The 17,894-nt window shown below is 72.8% G+C and carries 20 protein-coding genes and 1 pseudogene; 4 read left to right on the top strand and 17 right to left on the bottom strand.

Annotated elements, in window-relative coordinates; translation table 11 throughout:
• Positions 1–109 precede the first annotated feature (109 nt).
• Complete coding sequence (locus tag ACZ3YL_RS23015) at positions 110–991, bottom strand: SDR family oxidoreductase (protein WP_465659474.1); 882 nt, start codon at positions 989–991, stop codon at positions 110–112.
• Between the two features lie 84 nt (positions 992–1,075).
• Here ACZ3YL_RS23015 and ACZ3YL_RS23010 point away from each other — a divergent pair, with 84 nt between their 5' ends.
• Positions 1,076–1,657 carry a TetR/AcrR family transcriptional regulator gene (locus tag ACZ3YL_RS23010; protein ID WP_188306667.1) on the top strand — a complete coding sequence of 194 codons (582 nt, stop codon included), beginning with the start codon at positions 1,076–1,078 and terminating at the stop codon, positions 1,655–1,657.
• 171 nt (positions 1,658–1,828) lie between these two features.
• Here ACZ3YL_RS23010 and ACZ3YL_RS23005 read toward each other — a convergent pair whose 3' ends face one another.
• From ACZ3YL_RS23005 to ACZ3YL_RS22995, 3 genes are read right to left on the bottom strand one after another with little or no spacing between them, the layout of a single operon-like run.
• A complete protein-coding gene (locus ACZ3YL_RS23005) occupies positions 1,829–2,119 on the bottom strand; it encodes a GNAT family N-acetyltransferase (protein ID WP_465659472.1) in 291 nt (96 codons plus the stop codon).
• Positions 2,120–2,150: 31 nt separating this feature from the next.
• Complete coding sequence (locus tag ACZ3YL_RS23000; protein ID WP_465659470.1) at positions 2,151–3,014, bottom strand: DUF3592 domain-containing protein; 864 nt, start codon at positions 3,012–3,014, stop codon at positions 2,151–2,153.
• 22 nt (positions 3,015–3,036) lie between these two features.
• Complete coding sequence (locus ACZ3YL_RS22995; protein WP_465659469.1) at positions 3,037–4,143, bottom strand: hypothetical protein; 1,107 nt, start codon at positions 4,141–4,143, stop codon at positions 3,037–3,039.
• A gap of 244 nt (positions 4,144–4,387) precedes the next feature.
• On the opposite strand from ACZ3YL_RS22995, the gene ACZ3YL_RS22990 reads away from it, so the two are divergent.
• Together ACZ3YL_RS22990 and ACZ3YL_RS22985 are read left to right on the top strand one after the other, a co-directional pair.
• Positions 4,388–5,437: a trypsin-like serine peptidase gene (locus ACZ3YL_RS22990; protein WP_465659467.1), complete on the top strand. Its 1,050-nt coding sequence runs from the start codon at positions 4,388–4,390 to the stop codon at positions 5,435–5,437.
• 183 nt (positions 5,438–5,620) lie between these two features.
• Positions 5,621–6,004, top strand: a pseudogene (locus tag ACZ3YL_RS22985) (CoA transferase); the annotation flags it as partial.
• A 185-nt stretch (positions 6,005–6,189) separates the two neighbouring features.
• Here the strand turns inward: ACZ3YL_RS22985 and ACZ3YL_RS22980 are convergent.
• The 8 genes from ACZ3YL_RS22980 to ACZ3YL_RS22945 form a co-directional block, all read right to left on the bottom strand.
• Complete coding sequence (locus tag ACZ3YL_RS22980; RefSeq protein ID WP_465659465.1) at positions 6,190–7,455, bottom strand: tetratricopeptide repeat protein; 1,266 nt, start codon at positions 7,453–7,455, stop codon at positions 6,190–6,192.
• A gap of 35 nt (positions 7,456–7,490) precedes the next feature.
• Positions 7,491–8,417 (bottom strand): hypothetical protein, encoded by a 927-nt coding sequence (locus ACZ3YL_RS22975; RefSeq protein WP_465659463.1) that lies wholly within the window; start codon positions 8,415–8,417, stop codon positions 7,491–7,493.
• Positions 8,418–8,526: 109 nt separating this feature from the next.
• Complete coding sequence (locus ACZ3YL_RS22970) at positions 8,527–8,697, bottom strand: hypothetical protein (RefSeq protein ID WP_465659461.1); 171 nt, start codon at positions 8,695–8,697, stop codon at positions 8,527–8,529.
• Positions 8,698–8,830: 133 nt separating this feature from the next.
• Positions 8,831–8,977 (bottom strand): hypothetical protein, encoded by a 147-nt coding sequence (locus ACZ3YL_RS22965; protein ID WP_188306676.1) that lies wholly within the window; start codon positions 8,975–8,977, stop codon positions 8,831–8,833.
• A 230-nt stretch (positions 8,978–9,207) separates the two neighbouring features.
• Positions 9,208–9,426: a hypothetical protein gene (locus ACZ3YL_RS22960; protein ID WP_465659459.1), complete on the bottom strand. Its 219-nt coding sequence runs from the start codon at positions 9,424–9,426 to the stop codon at positions 9,208–9,210.
• Between the two features lie 97 nt (positions 9,427–9,523).
• A complete protein-coding gene (locus tag ACZ3YL_RS22955) occupies positions 9,524–10,372 on the bottom strand; it encodes a helix-turn-helix domain-containing protein (protein ID WP_465659457.1) in 849 nt (282 codons plus the stop codon).
• 9 nt (positions 10,373–10,381) lie between these two features.
• Positions 10,382–10,894, bottom strand: a complete 513-nt coding sequence (locus ACZ3YL_RS22950) for a DUF6879 family protein (RefSeq protein WP_317621222.1) — start codon at positions 10,892–10,894, stop codon at positions 10,382–10,384.
• 8 nt (positions 10,895–10,902) lie between these two features.
• Positions 10,903–11,169: a hypothetical protein gene (locus tag ACZ3YL_RS22945; RefSeq protein WP_465659455.1), complete on the bottom strand. Its 267-nt coding sequence runs from the start codon at positions 11,167–11,169 to the stop codon at positions 10,903–10,905.
• A 477-nt stretch (positions 11,170–11,646) separates the two neighbouring features.
• On the opposite strand from ACZ3YL_RS22945, the gene ACZ3YL_RS22940 reads away from it, so the two are divergent.
• A complete protein-coding gene (locus ACZ3YL_RS22940; RefSeq protein WP_465659454.1) occupies positions 11,647–12,363 on the top strand; it encodes a phosphatase PAP2 family protein in 717 nt (238 codons plus the stop codon).
• Between the two features lie 7 nt (positions 12,364–12,370).
• Here the strand turns inward: ACZ3YL_RS22940 and ACZ3YL_RS22935 are convergent, their stop codons facing one another.
• The 5 genes from ACZ3YL_RS22935 to ACZ3YL_RS22915 are packed head-to-tail and all read right to left on the bottom strand — an operon-like array spanning position 12,371 to position 17,891.
• Positions 12,371–13,720: a glutamate-1-semialdehyde 2,1-aminomutase gene (locus ACZ3YL_RS22935; RefSeq protein ID WP_465659452.1), complete on the bottom strand. Its 1,350-nt coding sequence runs from the start codon at positions 13,718–13,720 to the stop codon at positions 12,371–12,373.
• Positions 13,721–13,757: 37 nt separating this feature from the next.
• Positions 13,758–14,309 carry a dTDP-4-dehydrorhamnose 3,5-epimerase gene (gene rfbC / locus ACZ3YL_RS22930; protein WP_188306681.1) on the bottom strand — a complete coding sequence of 184 codons (552 nt, stop codon included), beginning with the start codon at positions 14,307–14,309 and terminating at the stop codon, positions 13,758–13,760.
• A complete protein-coding gene (locus tag ACZ3YL_RS22925; protein WP_317621225.1) occupies positions 14,306–15,544 on the bottom strand; it encodes a polysaccharide pyruvyl transferase family protein in 1,239 nt (412 codons plus the stop codon). Before ACZ3YL_RS22925 ends, rfbC begins: the two co-directional genes overlap by 4 nt.
• Positions 15,545–15,597: 53 nt before the next feature.
• The gene (locus ACZ3YL_RS22920; protein ID WP_188306683.1) at positions 15,598–16,545 is read right to left on the bottom strand and encodes a glycosyltransferase family 2 protein; all 948 of its coding nucleotides are present in this window, start codon (positions 16,543–16,545) and stop codon (positions 15,598–15,600) included.
• Positions 16,542–17,891: a hypothetical protein gene (locus ACZ3YL_RS22915; RefSeq protein ID WP_465659449.1), complete on the bottom strand. Its 1,350-nt coding sequence runs from the start codon at positions 17,889–17,891 to the stop codon at positions 16,542–16,544. The genes ACZ3YL_RS22920 and ACZ3YL_RS22915 overlap by 4 nt, the downstream gene beginning before the upstream one ends.
• Between the last annotated feature and the right edge of the window lie 3 nt (positions 17,892–17,894).

Here is a 17,894-nt window from a genome sequence, read left to right as displayed (position 1 = left end):
GCCCAGCCGTCGGGCCCCGGCCAGGCGCGGGCGCCGGCGGCTCGCCGCACCCGCCGGCGCCTGCGGGTGCGGGTGCGGCGAGCCGCTGGCACCGGGACCGGGACCGGGCTCAGGCTTCGATCTTCTCCAGGTCGTCCAGCAGGCTCGGGTGGGTCGGCTGCCAGCCGAGCGCGGCGCGGGCGCGGGCACCGGACGCGGGCTGGTCGGCCGCGAAGATCGGGCCGAGGGAACCGAAGTTCTCCTGTGGCACCGACTCGACGGGCAGGCCCAAGCGTCGGCCGATCACCGCGGCGATGTCGCGCACCGGGTCGCCCTCGTCGGCGACGGCATGCCAGGCGCTTCCGGCCGGTGCCTTCTCCAGGGCGAGCCGGAACAGCACGGCGGCGTCCCGCGCGTGGACGGCCGGCCAGCGCTGCGCGCCGTCTCCGGGGTAGCCCGCGACGCCGGTGCGGCGGGCGATGTCGGCGAGCAGTCCGGCGAACCCGCCCTGGCCCTCGTTGTGGACGGTGCGCGGCAGCCGTACCGCCGAGCTGCGCACGCCCCGGGAGGCGAGGTCGAGTGCGCGGGTCACGGAGCGGCTGCGTCCGGCGACGGGCCCGTCGGTCGGCAGCGGGTCGTCCTCGGTGGCAACGCGACCCGCCACGTAGGGGGTGCCGGACGCGGTGACGAGCGGCTTGTCGGTGCCCACGAGGGCGTCGCCCAGGGCGGCGAGCGCGGCGCCTTCCTCCGCGATGCCGTGGGCCAGCGCCTCGGGTGAGCTGAAGTCGTTGCTGAAGGCGAGGTGGATGACGCCCTCCGCCTGCTGCGCGCCGGCGCGCAGCACCGCGAGGTCGGCGAGCCCGCCGCGGAGCACGGCGGCGCCGGCGGCCTCGGCGCGCGCCGCGGAGGCGTCGGAACGGGTGAGGGCGGTGACCGAGTGGCCGGCGGAGAGCAGTTCGGCGACGACGGCCGAGCCGATCAGACCCGTACCGCCGGTGATGAAGACGCGCATGACGACCTCCAAGGAGTGATGCGACTGCTGTCCCATCACTGTAGCCGGTGATGCGACACATGTCGCATCGCTTAGGATGGTCGTATGCCGAGATGGAAGCCTGATGCCCGACAGCGCCTGGTCGTGGCCGCGCTCGGCCTGTTCGCCGAGCAGGGCTACGACGAGACGACGGTCGCCCAGATCGCCGAGCGTGCCGAACTCACCCGGAGCACGTTCTTCCGCCACTTCTCGGACAAGCGCGAGATCCTCACCGCGGGCCAGAACGCCCTGAGCCGGCTGCTGGCCGAGGGCATCGACGCCGCTCCCCCGGACGCGACACCGATGACGGCCGTCGCGGCCGGCCTGGAGCGCGCCTCGGGCGAGATGACGGCGTTCAACCGCTCGCTCGGCCCGCTGCTGCGCGCGGCGGTCGAGGCGAACGAGGAGTTGCGCAGCCGCGAGGCGCTGAAGTGCGTCGGCATGGCCGCGGTCATGGTCGACGCACTGAAGCGACGGGGCGTCACGGAAGCCGCGGCCCAGGTGGCGGCCGAACTCGGCATGCTCGCGTTCAGGCTCGGATACACCCGGTGGACCGACCCGGCCCGCGACGAGGACCCCGGAGAGCTGGCCGACCATACGCGGGCCGCGTTCGACGAACTCCGCGCGGCCGTCACGGAGCTGCGGTAGCAGCGGGCTCCCGCCCTGGCCCCGCCGGGGCCACCGCTCGACCCCACCGCCGCCGCCCAGCGGCTGCACGCCGGCTGGGCTCGCGCCCGGTGCGCCGCGGGCGGGACCGACCACCGAGGGGGTGGTGCCGGGTGAGCCGGCACCACCCCCTCGGCCTCGACGGCGTCCCGGTCAGCCGCGGCCGGCCGGGACGGGCATCGCGCGCCAGGTGTCCGCGAGGATCTCCATGGTCACCAGCCGCATGGTGGTGTCGGCCTCGGGGAAGTAGCGCTCGATCTCGCCGGTGGGGGTGAAGCCGAAGCGGGTGACGGCCCGGACCGCCTCGGCGTTCTCCATGGACGTCATGCTCCACACCCGGGCGAGGCCGAGCTCGGCGAAGGCCAGCTTGAGCATCAGCCAGCCGACGTCGGCGGCGGTACGGTCGTGCGATTCATGTTCGAACCCTAACGAACCAACGTGCACTGAGGATGCGTCGGGGTTCCGCCCGGCCCCCTCAGAGCGGCACCGCTCCCGCCACGGCCGTCGCCGCGAGCACGACGGTCAGCAGCACGTGGAACAGCAGGCCCCGCTCCTCCGAACGCCGCTCCGCCGCCCGGTCGAGGGTGAACTCGGCAGGATCGTCGGGCGTGTGATGGACCGTCAGTTCACGGCCGTACGCGCCGGCCGGATCGGCGAGGTGCTCGGTGCAGTGGGCCGTGACGACCGTGCCCGCGCGGGTGGTGAACGAAAGGACCGGGGTGATGGTGGTCGAGGTGTGGCCGTCGTCCTGGTCGACGCTGACGTCCTTCAGGACCGCGACCACCCGCCCCTCCACCGAGTCCATCGCGGCCAGCCTGCCCAGCCGGGCGTTCTTGTCACGGACCGCCCCCGGCAGGTGGACCATCCCGAGGAGGGCCCACGGGCCACCGAAGCCGATCAGCGTCCACGGCCACCCCCAGTGGAGCGCGGCGAGGACCACCAGCCCGGCATACACCAGGAAGAGCGCGAAGGCCGGCCGGCCCAGTCCACGGCTCGGCTCCTCGGGGAGGTTGGCGAACCGGTAGGCGTGCGGCCTGCCCCGCGGGTGGCTGACCCCGATCTCCCGCCCCACCCACGCCGCGGTGATCATCTCGCCGCGCTCACCGTCGTTGGTCACGGTGACGTCCTGCCCGGAGGCCGGGTCACGGTAGACGACCACCACCGCTATCCCGCCCTGCCGGGAGCCGCCGTGCCGGGGCTCCCCCACCCGGACGATCCGGCCCGTGAGCCGGACCGTCCGCTGCGCCCTGGTCACCCCGGCCAGCGACCTGCCGAACCCGGCCAGCGCCACCACACCCCACACCGCGCACCACAGCGCCAGGAACCCGTCCCACCCCATTGCCGTCCTCCTCCCGTTCCGGTCAGCCGCCGCTGCGCCGCAGCACGTCGCCCCGCCCGTCGGCCTCCAGGGTTGCGTTGCCCCCGTCGCCGGTCACCACGACCCTCAGGGTGAGCGGGCCGACGACGCCGTCGGCGGTGAGCTGCCAGCTCCGCGGGGAGCCGCCGCCCAGGCCGGCCCCGGCCTGTTCGACCAGGGCGGGGACGCGATCGTAGGGCAGGGAACGCGGGTCGAACCCGGGGCCCGGCACCCCGGCGGGGCGGAACACGACCGTCAGCTGGTGGTCCTGCACGAGGACGGACAGTGCCTGGCGCTGATCCGCGTCCTGGGTCAACGACTTGACGGCCCGGCGCAGTTCGCCCTGGTCGAGCATCGAGCGGCCCGGACCGAGGGTGACGGTGCCGGTCGCCGAGGTCACGCTGGTCACCGACGAGAACGAGGTGGTGGAGGAGGTGACGGACGCCCCGGGGGCGCCGCCGCCCTCGCGGGAGCCACCGTCCCGGGAGTCGAACAGGTCGGCGCGGAACGGCACCAGCACGGCGGTCGCGCCGAGCAGCAGGCCGAGCAGGGTGAGCAGACCGCCGGCGCAGCCCTTCGGGCTCTCGCTCTTCATCGCGGGGCCGGGCGCTGAGTCCAGGCACGCCCCGGCCGCCCGCTCCTCCCACTCCGGCGTCGGCCGCCGCACGATCCGCCCCTTCCACGGCCGGTCCGGCGGGTACTCCACCACCACGACCCCGCGCGGCCGGAAGTCCGACAGCTCGACCAGGTTGACGTCCTGCCGGATCTCGACGCGGAACGCGGGCTCGCCGTCCGGGGCGACGGTCAGCTCGAACCGCACCGGCACATCGCTGCCCTCGCTCCCGACGGCCTCCAGGCCCTCGATCAGCCCGAGCGCCGTCCGCGGCACCACGGCCGCCTCGCGGGCCCGGCGCGGCCGGGTGGCGAGGAGGAGGACCAGCCCGTAGGCCGTCGGCAGGGCGAGCCCCAGGACGATCAGCGGCGCCCGCCCGACGGCGCACCCGCCGATGAAGGCGGCCGGCGACGCACCGATCACACCGCCGGTCAGAAAGCCCAGGGCGAGGTCGGCAGACGTCCGGTGCGTGGGCGGCGCGCCCGCGGCTGTGGTCATGGGGCCGATTGTGCACGTCCTGGCTGACAACCGACAGGCCTGTGACACAGGAGCCGGGGCGGAGCCCCTGCCGGGTGGCGAGGACGAGACGCCGTTACCGGAACCTGACGGTACCGATGGGCGAGCGAAACGCTCTCCATACATCGGCCTGACATTCCGTTCGTACAGTGCCGGAGATCCCGACGGGTCGGACGGACCGCGGCCGCCCGACCGAACGAACCGCACCCGACCGAGATGGGCGACCATGTCTGCCACACCCCGTGCACTCCCCCGCCTCCGCTCCGCCGCCGGAGCCCTTCTGCTGAGCGCCACGGCGGCGGTGGCGGTGCTGCCCACCGCGGCGGTCGCCGCCGAACCGGAGTCCGTCACCTCGCACTCCGGCGCCACGACCGCGCAGGAGCGCGAGCAGATCGACGCCTACTGGACGGCCGCCCGGATGAAGCTGGCGGGCGCCCTGGTCCCGGAGGTCACGCCGCTGCCCGCGGACGACGACACCCCCGAGGACCCGCACCCGCTCGCGCCGAACACGCCGGACCCGGGGGCCGTCTGGACCCACGGCGGCGCGGTGGAGCGGAGCGTCGGCCGGCTCTTCTTCACCTTCTCCGACGGGTACGACGGCAGTTGCACCGCGACCGTCGTCAACAGCGCCAACCGCAGCACCCTCGTCACCGCGGCGCACTGCCTGCGGGCCGTCGGGGCGCCCACCGCCGACGGCACCTGGAACCACAACCTCTACTTCGTTCCCGGCTACCGCAACGGGACGAAGCCGCTCGGCGGCTTCAGCGTCAAGACCATGGCCACCTCCTCCCGTTGGGACACCGCCCCCAGCGGCACCACCTCGGCGGACGTCGCCCTCGCCGGCTACGACACGGCCGTCCTGGTCGCGAACCCCTCGGCCGACGGGCGCCGGATCGCGGACGTCACCGGGAGCCAGCGGATCTCGTTCGGCAGGCCGACCGGGGACGAGTTCGACCACACCTTCGGGTATCCGAAGGACCGGCTCAACAACCCCGCTGCCAAGTACGCCGGTTCACGCATGATCCACTGCGCCGGACCGGCCCGGCCCGCCCCCAAGTCCCCCCAACTGTGGGGCGAGACCTGCGACATGTCCCACGGCGCGAGCGGCGGCCCCCACTTCGCGCAGTTCGACACCCGCACCGGCACCGGCACCGTCGTCGGCGTCACCACCACCACCGACGACCTCGCGGGCGGGCAGCCCGGCACGCTCTACGCCACCCGCTTCGGCGACAGCGCCCACCGCCTCTACGACTGGGCCCGGACCCGCCCGTCCTGACCGTCCCGGGGACGGTGCCCGCCGCCCCCGCGTGGGACGGCGGGCACCGGGCCTGGCTACGGCGAGGGCCGGCAGGGAGCCGGCCGGCGGCCTGCGCCGTCCCGGCGGGCCGAGCGGCCGGGGGCCGACTGAACGCCGTCGGGGGCGGGTAGGCCCCGGGCGTCCACCAGGGAGGGAGTCCGGATGTCGCTGCCGCTGACGGGTACCACGGTGATCGCGCTGGAACAGGCGGTGGCCGCGCCACTGGCCTCCAGGCACCTGGCCGACCTGGGCGCCCGGGTGGTGAAGATCGAGCGGCCGGACGGCGGCGACTTCGCACGCGGCTACGACCACAGCGTCAACGGGCTGGCCAGCCACTCCGTCTGGCTCAACCGCGGCAAGGAGTCCGTCGTCCTCGACCTCAAGACGCCCGGGGGCCGCGCCGTGCTGACCGACCTGGTGGCCGGCGCCGACGTCTTCCTGCAGAACCTGGCCCCCGGCGCGGCCGCCCGCCTCGGCTTCGGCGCCGCCGGACTGCGCGCCCGGCACCCCCGGTTGGTCACCGTCGACCTCTCCGGCTACGGCTCCGGGGATGAGGATGCACCCTCACACCTCTGCCTTGACCTGGAGAAATAGGCGAAGGTGTCCTGGTACACGACATTTGGAGCGCCCGACGGCCCCCGTTCTGTGACAGCGGGGGCCGTCACGGAACGGGGACGGGCCCGCCGCTGGGGTTGAAAGCGGCGGGGTGCGAGATGGTCAGAGGCGGTCGATCATGCGGACGTCGCTACGGCCGGGACCAGCGGGAGGTTCGTGACGGTGCGCAAAGCCTGGTCGCGGGCGCGGAACCCGAAGCTGATGAGGGTGACGCTCTCCCCGGTGCTGAGCGGCGTACGGCCGTGCGGGGTGAGGGCACCGTCGAAGACGACGCAGTCACCCGGGGCGAGCGCGCATTCGAGGTAGCCGTCACCGCTGATGAAGGCGGTGGTGCTTACGCGGGCGGCTCCGGCGGGGCGCTCGTGCCGGAGGCAGAGGATCATGTTGGCCTCGCCGAAGCCCAGATCATCCACGTGGAAGTCGAGGAACTGCCCTTCCGTGTAGGCGATGTAGACGGCGGCGTGGGGCTGCTCGACTTCCAGGCCTGTGGACCGCGCTACGACCGCAGCGAGATCGACCAGCCCGGCGAAGCGGGTCGCGGCGTCGCCGACGGCCGCGTTCCAATTGCCGTTGTGGAGGTACCCGTTGGCCGCGATGACCTTCTCAGCTTCCTCCGCCATGGCGTCGATCAGCTCGGCGGGGAGCAACTGATCACGCTGGTGGCGCAGGTGGCGCGGGTGCACTCGTTGACACGCGGCGAGCGCCCGTGCAGCGTCCCGCAGGGCTGGGAAGTCCTCCGCCCACCGAGCCGGCACCCCGGCCGAGCTGCGGGCCTGGAGCCACGAGGTCCACCTGCTGCTCCATTCGCTCGTCACCTCCCGGGGTGCCGCCGTTGCCCCGGCCTGGCTGATCAGAAGCTCGACCTGGAAGATTGCAGCCTGCGTGGACTCGACCAGCCCGGCGTCCCTCTTGGCGATCCGCAGCCGCATCGCCTCCTGCAGGTAACCCAGGGCGCCCACAAGGTCGCCGCACTCCATGAGGTGTTTGCCGGTGTGCTGGAGGGCGAAGTCCACGAGTTCCGGGTGTTGGTGGCGCGCGGTGTTCAGCGCGCTTCGGTAGAGCGCGTCCGCAGTCTGCGTGTCGCCGGAGTAGCGGTGTGCGTCGGCGAGATTGAGGCCGGTGGCGACGACCGCCCGCGAGTCGCCGAGGCCCGCGGCCAGGTCGAGCGACTGCCGCAGGAATGCGCGGGCCTCGTCGTGGTTGCCCAGGGACAGCTGGCCGATGCCAATCCATCTGGTCAGGAGCCGGGCACGAGCGGGGTCGTTTCCGTGGGGCAGGGCCCGCAGTTCCTCGTGGAGCCGGGCGACTGCGGCGATCAGCTCCTCCCGGTCGGTGGGGACCATCCGCAGGCTGTCGTCGTGGGTGATGAGGTGATCCAGCACGTGACCTCCGTCGTTCGGGTGTGCTCAGCGTGGCACTACAGGTGGTCGGTCTGGCCGCGCAGGTCGGCCAGCAGCTCCCGCCCGTGCGCGGTGAAGTGCTCGGTGCGGAGTTCGAGTTCGCGCATGAGGTAGCGCACGGCCGGCAGGCCCTCGTCGTAGGCGCTCTGGAAGCTCGCGCGCTCGGCGGGCGTGAGGTCGTCGCGGCGCAGTTCGGTCTGGCGGAACCGGAGCAGCTGGTTGTACACGGCGGTAGCGTGGAAGGCCCGGTCGATCTCCCAGAACCGGTTGCGGTCCTCGCCCTGTCCGGCTCGCCAGTTGATCTCGATCTTTGGGGAGGTCCGGGAGGAGTAGCCGTCGGCGAAGACCTGGTCCTGGAGGACGTGGAAGCTGATCGACTGGTGGGTGCCCTCGTGCAGCAGGTTCTCCGCCAGGTACAGGTGGGAGGGCTGTTCGCTGACGGTGTTCGGCGGGATGTGGCGCGACGCCTTGTCAGAGAACACGATGACGTACGGGAGCGCGGGGTCGCTGGAGCTGGTCAGCGAGGAGACTCGGACACCGGGCTTGAGCCCCACCCACAGGAGCCCACGGACGAACTCGCGCACGCAGGCGAACCCCTCAGGGTGGACCAGCGACAGGCGGTCAAGAGCCTGTGTGAGCGCCGTGCGGCGCTCGTCGGTGTGAGAGACGATCTCGTAGTCCGTCAGGTTGATCTCGTCGGCGATCTCCCCGGGCAGCTCGGCCTCGTACCAGTCGAACGTCATCCCTGCCACGGTGACGGTCTCGCTGCGCAGGGAGCGGGCGTGCTCCGCGTACGGGACGCCGGTCTTCACCAGGCGCTCCATCAGGGCGAACGGGAGAGCCGGTTCGGCGCCCTGCTCCCGCAGCCGGGTCAGGTCCGGGTCCTTGCGGTCGAGGTCGAAAAAGGAGCCGACGGGAACACGGGTGGCGATGGCGGTCTTCAATGCGAACTCTCCTTGAGTGTGGTGTGCGCGCACGGGGGGCGGGTCGGCTGGGAGGTGGCCCGAGCCGACCCGCCCGTGCCGTCAACTAACCGGCGTCAGTTGGGTGCGGTCAGACCTCGGTGCCCACCGGGGCGAAGTCGCCGTCCGGGACCTTGTGGTCCAGGCGGCGGGTGAGGTTGGCGACGGCCGGGACGAAGTCCCCGTCCGGGACCGAGTGGTCCAGCAGGCGGGTCAGGTTGGTGACCTCCGGGTCACCGGCCTTGATGGTCGTGGTGCTCATGTGCTCTCCAATCGGGTTGGCGTCTGCGCGCCCGGGGTGGGCGAGCAGCCTTGCGGGGTGGTGCGACCCGGCCCGACGGAAGACCCTTTCCGAGGGGCCGGGGGCTCGTGGGCGCCCGAAGGCGCGGGGCCGACTAGAAGCGGCCGGAGACGATGAGTGCGGTTGCCAGCGCTATCAGCGCGAACAGCGAGAATGTGTAGGCGACGGTGACCGGTACCGGGGGCGGGACTCCGCGTGCGGCTTGATCGGCCGCGTCGCGGTACTCGTCCTGATCGTCCATGGCGTTCCTATGCCGACCGCTGGCCGAGCGCGGCCCGCAGCGCGGCGCGACGATAGGGCCTGCAGGCGCGGGAAATGCAGTCGTCACCGATCGGGTGGCAGGTGCCCTGGTAGATGCCGCAGCCCCAGGTGTCGTCGGCGGACGGCTGAGAGTCGTACGCCGTCTCGATATAGCAGGCCGGGCAGAGTGGGGGCGGCTCCATCCGCTGGCGGGTGGACCCCTGCACGAGGTCACGCGGCCGATCTGCGGGTCGTGCAGTCCCGGCAGGGGCAGGTGGAGCGCACGGCGTCGATCTGGAGCAGAGTGCCCACCGACGGGGCGCGGCCGGCAGGATTGGCTGCCCGGTAGTCGGCCAGCGGACTCCGGCCGTCCGAGGCCTGGTTCAGCTCGTGCTTCGCGGGGCCGATCACGACCTCGCGGTACTCACGCTTGGGGTTGCGTCTCGCCATCGGTCTGTCCTCCTTCGCCGTGGCGGTGGGGTGCGTGATAGACCGTAGGAGTTTCAGTCCGACGCTCTCCAGACAGTTGCACGCAGTTGCACAGCAGTCACCCGAGAGAGTCAATCGCCTCTGTGATCAGGGCGCGAGCGGCGGCACCGCGTACGGCATCTGCGGACAGTTCCCCGAACCGGCTGACGTACATGGCCACTTCGGAGGTCTGCGTGATCTGGAGGTATCCGGAGACGAGTTCGACGTTGGCCTGTGACGAGTCGTAGAGCGAGAACGCTTCGACGTGCATCGAGTGGCGCAGATAGCCCCTCGGAACGATTCCCAGGCTCACGTTCGCCAGGGACGCGACAGCGATCAGGTGGGCAAGCTGGCCGGCGGCTACCTCCGTGCCGCCAAGACCGTGATGCAGGCATGCCTCCTCGATGATGAAGGCGAAGGTCTTCCCGTGGTCTCTCAGGATCTCCTGTCGCTCCATACGCACCTGCACGGCCTCTTCCACGTCGTCCACGGCAACCCGACGACGTTGGGTGGCTTGGAGCACCGAGCGGGTGTAGTCCCGGGTTTGGAGGAGCCCGTGCAGGATGCCAGGTGTGTACGCCCGGAACCGCGTGGTTCGCTCGTACAACGGCAGGACCATCTCTTGGGCGCGCTTGAGCCCGTTTTGCTCCATGCGTCGCCACTCGGTGAACATGGTCTCTACCGAGCGGAGGGAAGCCACCAGGTCCGCGGCCTGGTCGTGCGCTCCGCAGGCCCGGCACCAATCCCTGATGTCATGTTCGGACGGTGCGGTGATCGCGTTCTCGATGCGGGAGCACTTCGACTTGCTCCAACCGCAGGCGAGCGCGAGAGCAGGCCCGGTGAGTCCGGAGTCCTTACGGATCTCCTTAAGCCGCTCGGCTAGAGCCTTCCGGGCCTGCTGAACGCTCGACGAGCGAGAAGTACGCATCTCGTTCGGTTACTTGAGCACATAGCCCTCGTGCGGAGTCGCCCTATGCCAAACGGTCTCGAAGGCGTTCTTCACGAGCTGAACGACGGCAGGTTCGGTGGTCCACTCACGGTCCACCACATCCCCGTCCCCCGAGAAGAAGGTGAACATGATCTTGGAGTCATCAAACATCCACAGGTCAGTTCCGGGCAGGGCAATGTCTGCCGCCAGCCGACGCGGAAGCCAGCGAACCTGCTCGCCGATGGCCACATTCAGGAACGTCACGTGGTGCTCGTAGCGGATGTACTCCGTGACCGGCTCGGAGACGATCCGAGCGCGACGCATGACCACGCCACGGCGAATCGCCTCTCCGGCGAAGTTGGTCCACCCCTGGAACCACTCCGGCCGGTCGTCCGGGTTGTAGCGAAGACCCTCCCGATAGCGCTGGAACTGAGGGTCGTTCGGCGTGTAGTTGTCGCGCATCTCCAGGTGCACGGCAGAGAACTTGGCCTCTGCCATGGCCGTGGCGATCGGGTTGGCCACGCTACTCCTTACTCGTCCTCTTGAGTGGCCAGCCTTGCGGCGAGGTCCACGATGAACTTGATCATCTCTTCCGGGGGGCGGATCACGGTCTCGTGGCCAGGCACGTCAGTCGAGTGACCGGGGACCGAACCAACCTCCTTGCAGCGACTCAAGTCCTCATCGCCGGCCTTGTAGGACTGGATGAGCAGGTCACCGTTCTCCGGGTCGCGCCAAATCGTCGGCGAGTCGACCTCTGGCGTGTTGGAGATGATCCCGATGAACTCTAGAGGCTGCACGTTGCTCCCTGGGACTCTGGTTCCGCGTGGTTGCACAACCGATGGGCTCATCCTGGCCCGTATACGACCGGCCTGTCAGGCACTTCCTCTTCTGACGGACCGCCAGCTCGGCGACGGCGAGTCCAGTGCCGCATCAGGCGACGTTCGCCCTGTCGTGATATCCCGTCCGGTTGTCGTGCCGGACGGGATTGGGCCCCGTCCCCGCCCTCGGCGCCCACACCGACGCCGCCCTGCGCACCCTCGGCTACCCCGACGAACGCATCGCCGCCCTCCGCGCGAGCGGGGCGCTGGGGGCGTAGGACGCGCGAGCGCCGCCGGGGGCGCGGGTTTCGGCTTCTCCCGTTCGGCGGTTGGCGTGCGCCCGTACCCTGGAGGCTGCTTCCGGGGGGCGCGGCCCAGCAGCTGACGAGCACAGTGCCATGACGATCCGTCAATCAGCTCACACGGCAGGCTATGTGGACATGATGGGGGGCTCGCGTGGGATCGGCCGGGCGGAGCGGAACGGGAACCGGGGCCGGGACGGCCCGGGTCGAGGCCGGCCGGGGCCGTCCGGAACCGGCGCTGGTGGTGCTGCGGGGGTGGCTCGGACTGGCCTCGGCTCTCGCGGCGCTGGTAGTGGTCGTGCTCGGGGTGCGGTACGCCGGGGACGGCGGGCCCAGCGGGGTGGACGCGCCGATCCAGGACGCGCTGTACGGGGTGGAGCCGCCGTGGCGGTACGCCGCCCGGGCGCTGGACTCGCTGGGGGAGCCGGTGGGCGCCGGGTCCCTGGTGATGGCCACCGTGGCGTGCTGCCTGCTGTTCCGGCGGCCGCGTGAGGCGGTGTTCGCCGCCGTCGGCGTCGGCCTGCCGGTGGTGGTGGCGACGCTGCTCAAGCACGTGGTGGGGCGCACCATCCACGGCGCCGAGAACCTCTCCTACCCGAGCGGGCACACCGCCTTCCTGACCGCCCTCGCCCTCGTGGTGGCGCTGCTCGTGAGCGGCCCCCGCGCCGTGCCGGTGCTGGTTGTGGCGGTGGTGGCCGGGGCCGCGATGGGCTGGGCGCAGGTCGCCCTGGGCGCCCACTACCCGACCGACACCCTGGCCGGCGGGTGCACCGCGCTGGCGCTGGTGCCGGTGACCGGGTGGCTGGTCGACCGCGCGGCCGACCGGCTGGCGGGCCGGTCGGCCGACGACGTTCGGCGGGCGGAGAACTGACGAGACGTCAGGCCAGCCGCCGGAACACCGGCTTCACCGGTCGGCCGCCCAGCCAGGGGGTGGGGTCACCCGCGTCCAGGGCCTTCCGGTACACGGCGCAGGCCCGGCCCACCACGTCGACGGTGTGCTCGATGTCGTCCTCGTCGAGCGCGCTGCTCACCACGAAGGACGGGGCCAGCACCCCGCCGGCGAGCAGCTGGCGCAGGAACAGGGTGCGGTACTGCTGGGACGGCTGGAGCATCGCGTCCAGGGTGGCGAAGACCAGGTTGCTGGCCCGGCCCCGGACCACCACGTGGTCACCGACGCCCATGCCGGCGGCGGCCTCGCGGACGCCGGCGGCCAGGCGCTCGCCGAGGGCGTGCAGCCGGGCGGTGACGCCCTCCTCCACGTAGGTGGTCTGGACGGCCATCGCGGCGGCCAGCGCGTGGGTCTCCGCACCGTGGGTGGTGGAGAGCAGGAACACCCGGTCGCCGGAGTGGCGTAGGCCGCCCCGCTCCATCAGGTCGCGGCGCCCGGCCAGCGCGGAGACGGCGAAGCCGTTGCCCAGGGCCTTGCCGAAGGTGGAGAGGTCGGGGACGACGCCGTACAGGCCCTGGGCGCCGGCCGGGGACCAGCGGAGGCCGGTGATCATCTCGTCGAAGACCAGCAGGCAGCCGTGCCGGTCGGCCAGTTCGCGCAGGCCGGCCAGGTAGCCGGGCGGCGGCTCGCGGTGGCCGGCGGGTTCGAGGATCAGACCGGCGATCTCGCCCCGGTGGCGGGTGAGCAGTTCCTCGGTGGCGGCGAGGTCCCCGTAGGGGAAGGCCACGGTGAGTTCGGTGGTGGCGGCCGGGATGCCGGCGGACATCGGGGTGGTGCCGATGAACCAGTCGTCGACGGAGAAGAACGGCTGGTCGCCGCAGACGGCGATCCGGGAGCGCCCGGTGACGGCGCGGGCGAGTCGCACCGCGGCGGTGGTGACGTCGGAGCCGTTCTTCGCGAACTTGACCATCTCGGCGGTCGGCACCGTCTCCAGGAAGCGTTCCGCGGCCTCGACCTCCACGATGGACGGCCGGACGAAGTTGCCGCCGCGGTCGATCTCCCGCCGCACCGCTTCGAGCACGCGCGGGTGGGCGTGGCCGAGGCTGACCGACCGCAGGCCGGAGCCGTACTCGACGTAGCGGTTGCCGTCGACGTCCCAGACGTGGGCGCCGCGGCCGTGGCTGATCACCGGGGCCAGGTGCTCGGGATACTGGTCGTCGCCCTTGGCGTAGGTGTGGGCGCCGCCGGGGACCAGGGCGTGCAGCCGCTCGTTCGCCGCCCGCGACCGGGGCAGGGAGAACTCGTCGGTGGCTCCGGGGTTCACACCTTCGGGGTTCACGCCTTCGGGGTTCACGTCTTCGGGGTTCACGTCGGCCTCAGCTCTCACGGTGGCGCAGGGCCTCGGCGAGGCTCGGTGCCTCCTGGTCCCGCTGGGACATCGAGGTGGCCGGCAGCGGCCATGGGACGGCGAGTTCCGGGTCGTCGAAGGCGATCGTCACGTCCTCGGCCGGGTCGTGCGGGCGGTCGATCCGGTAGGAGACGTCGGCGGTGTCGGTCAGCGCCTGGAAGCCGTGGGCGCAGCCCGCCGGGATGTACACGCTCGCCTGGGTCTCGCCGGACAGCTCGAAGTGGGCCTGGCCGCGGTGGGTCGGCGAGTCCGGCCGCAGGTCCACGACGACGTCGAAGACCCTCCCGTACGAGCACCGCACCAGCTTGGCCTCGCCGGCCCCGGAGCGCAGGTGCAGTCCGCGCAGCACGCCCCGGACGGAGCGGGAGACGCTGTGCTGGACGAAGGCGTTCGGGTCCAGGCCCACCGAGCGGATCACCTCGGCGTCGAAGGTGCGGCAGAAGAAGCCGCGTTCGTCGGCGTACGGCGTCGGCTCGAACAGGTACGCGCCGGCGATCGCCGGGACTTCGGTCACCTTCATGGCGCCTCCCTCAGGACACGGGCCGGGGCATCGGTGCGGGTGTGGCCGGCCGTCAGGACGGCCGCGGTCAGGGCGGCGAACTGCCGCTCCAGGAGCCGGGTGGCGGCCCGGTTCCGCTCGGCGAGGGTGCGCCGCAGCTCGGCCGAGCGCCGCTCCAGGGCCCGGAACTGCTGGATCAGCCGGTCGGCGTCGACCTCGCGGGCCGGGTGGCAGTACTCCCCCAGCCCCATCCGGTCCATCAGCGCGTCGCTCTTCGCCGCGTAGCTGAGGGCGAGCGTCGGGGTGCCGGCCTTCAGCGCGCAGACCAGGTTGTGGTAGCGGGTCGCCACCACGGTGTCGGCGGCGGCCGTCTCCCGCATCAGGTCGGCCAGCGAGGCCGGTTCGGCGGCGGTGACCAGCGGCGAGCCGACCGCTTCGCGGATCGCGGCGACCACCGGCAGGTCGACGTCGTCGCCTACGAGCAGCCGGACCGGCCGGCCGTCCGCGACCAGCGCGCGGACGAAGCGGATGGTGCCGTCCAGGTAGCGCCGGTGGATCTCCTCGGCCCTGGCCCGGTCGTCGTTGCCGCCGTGGAAGGCCATGACGCCGACGCAGACCGGACGCGGCGCACCGGAGTCCTCCGGTACCGGCGGCGTGGGCAGGGCGAAGGCGAGGTCGGGGTAGACCTCGTCCCGCGCGGTGTCCACGCCCATCCCCCGGATCGCCTCGCGGGACAGCGCGTCCCGGTACGAGCGGTACGCGGCCAGCCGCGCCGACCAGCGCACCAGGGCCCGGGTGGCCCGGTCGCGGATCGGGGCGGCGCCGACGCCGACCAGCGCCACCCGGGTGCCGAACAGCCGGCCGGAGGCGCAGAGCAGGAACAGCGCGTACGGGAAGCCCCACGGCCGCAGCGGCAGGGTGGCCTCCAGGACGCCCATGCCGGGCACGATCACCACGTCGTGCCGGCGCACCCAGGCGGCGGTGCGGACGGCGTCGACGAGTTTGCCCAGGCCCTTGCCCGCGATCGCGCCGGCCCGCGAGGCGGTGCGGTACTCCCCCCGGTACCAGTGCAGCCGGGTCGCGGGGATCCGGTACCGGGCGGTGACGGCCTCCGGTCCGCCGCACAGCGCGTCCACGTGCGCCTCGGGGTGCTCGGTGCGGAGGTAGCCGAGGACGGCCTCCAGCGAGCCGTCGTTGCCGAGGTTGCCGGAGCCGAGCAGCCCGAACACGCCGACCCGCAGCGGGACTCGGTCCACGGCTCGGCCCGGGACGTGACCCGCGGACCGGTCCGCGGCCCGGTCCGGGAACGTCATGCCCGCCGCCCCTCGCGTCCGGCCACCAGGGCGTCCACGGAGACGGTGAGCCGGCCCGGCTCGACCGGGGCACGGTCCTCGACCCGCTCGCCGGCGCCCGGCCTCAGCCGGCTGGTCATCCAGGCGGCCAGGTGGCGGTAGCAGGCGCGCCGGTCGTCGGGGGAGAGCGGGGCCCGCCGGATCGCCGACGCGAAGCCCCAGACGTACTCGGCGAGCAGCCGGGGCGTCGGGTGCAGCGGGCCGGCCCGGCGCGGGTCCAGGTTGACGCAGCGGGAGCGCTTGGAGGGGTTCGCCCGCTCGGCGCGGGTGGGGTGGTCGCGGCGGAAGTAGAGCAGCTCCGGCACCTGGTGGAAGGGCCCGTGCAGGGTGATCTCGGCGACGAAGGTGCGGTCCGCGTGGTGGTAGCTGTCGTGCGGCTTGACCCGGCGCAGCACGTCGGCGCGCATCACCCCGTAGAAGTCGTCGCCGCCGGGCTCGAAGAGCAGGCTGCGGAAGCGTTCCGGGGCGTGCGGCGAGTCGGTGGCGAGCCCGTACGCGTAGGGCACCTTCACCCGGCTGTGCTCGTCGATGACCGCCTGGCCGGAGTGGGCGAGGATGATCTCGGGCCGCTCGTCCAGCGCCTCCACGCAGCGCAGCAGCAAGTCCCGGGCGTACAGGTCGTCGTGCGAGGCCCACTTGAACAGCTCGCCCCGGCACTGGGTGAACACGTGGTTGTGGTTGGGCGCGGCGCCGATGTTCCGGGGCAGTCGCAGGTAGCGGATGCGGGAGTCCTTCGCTGCGTACTCGCGGCAGATGGACTGGGTCGCGTCGGTCGAGGCGTTGTCGGAGATGACCAGCTCGAAGTCCTCGTAGGTCTGGCCGAGCAGGGCGTCGAGCGACTCGGCGAGGTACTCCTCGCCGTTGTAGACCGGCAGACCGATGCTCAACCGGGGTGGGGCGGTCATGGCTTCCTCACTTCAGGGACTTCGGGGACTTCGGGGGCCCCAGGGACTTCGGGAACGGGGACGGGGTCGCGGTGGCGTTCGCGCAGGGCGGCGCGCAGTTGCAGCCACCAGACGGCCGAGCCGCAGGCGGTCGCCGCGGCGACGCCCCAGGCCGAGCCGACCGTGCCGGCCGCGGCCGCCCCGCCGAGTCCGCCGGCCAGGTAGCAGGCGGAGGCGAACAGCTGGCAGCGCAGGCTGCGCCGGGCGGCGGCGAGCGCCCGCAGTCCGGCGGCCGCGCCGCTGCCGAGGCCGGCGCCCGCGACGCCGAGGGTGGCCGGCACGATGAGCGGGGAGGCGGAGTGCCAGACGTCGCCGAGGACGAGTTCGCCGGCCCGGTCGGGCATCAGCAGCAGCGCCGCGCCCCACAGCAGTGCGGCGACGGCCTGTCCGCCGCCCAGGTGGAGGCAGAACCGGCCGAGCCGCCGCGGTGCCCGCCGCAGCACCCGGGCCGCCTCCGCGACGGTGACCAGCGACAGCCCCATCAGCAGGGCGAGGAACGGGCCGAGCAGCAGTTCGGCGCCCCGGACGGCGCCCACCGCGCCGACCCCGACGATCGCGCCGAGCCCGTACGCCCGCAGCTGGCTCGCGCCGCTGAGGCTGACGTTCTCGACCAGGTACCGGCTGCCGAGGTCGCGCTGTTCGCGCAGCCAGCCGCGGGCCTGCGCCACCCGGGGCCGCAGGCCCGACTGGAGGCAGCCGTAGCCGGCGGCCACCGCGGCGGAGGCGCCCCAGGCCAGCAGGAAGGCGGCCACGCTGCCGACCCGGGCCGCCACCAGCATGGCCGGGACGAGCGCGACGGCCTGGGCGAGGTCGTTGGCGAAGGCCTTGCGCCCGGTGCCGGCGGCGAAGAAGGCGAACCGCCAGGCGTCCTGGAGCAGCAGCGCGGGCAGCACCACTCCGAGGCAGGCGAAGGCCGACCCGACCCGGCCGCCGAGGCCGAGCCCCACCAGCAGGCACACCGCGCCGAGGACGGTGCCGACGGCGAGCGCGGCGCCGGACGCCCGGGCCGCCGCCGCGCGCCAGGGCGCCTCCGGCACACCGCTGAAGCGCACCACCAGCGGGTCGGTGGCCAGCCCGCGGGCGACGTTGAGCACCACGCCGTAGGTCAGCCAGGCCAGGCTGAACACGCCGAAGGCCGTCACCCCCAACTCGCGGGCGACGTAGACGCCCACCGCGAAGTTGGTCATGCTGGAGGCCGCCTGGTCGGCCAGCCCCCAGGACAGCCGGCCGAGGACGCCCCGCTCGGCGGCCCGCCGGGCCGCTTCGGGCGGGTCCGCCGTCCTCGTCCGCGCCTCCTCGGTGGTCATCGG

The sequence above is a fragment of the Kitasatospora sp. NPDC023176 genome (genome assembly GCF_055560495.1).
Note: the sequence above shows the minus strand (reverse complement) of the source record. Positions and strands in the feature narration are given on the sequence as shown.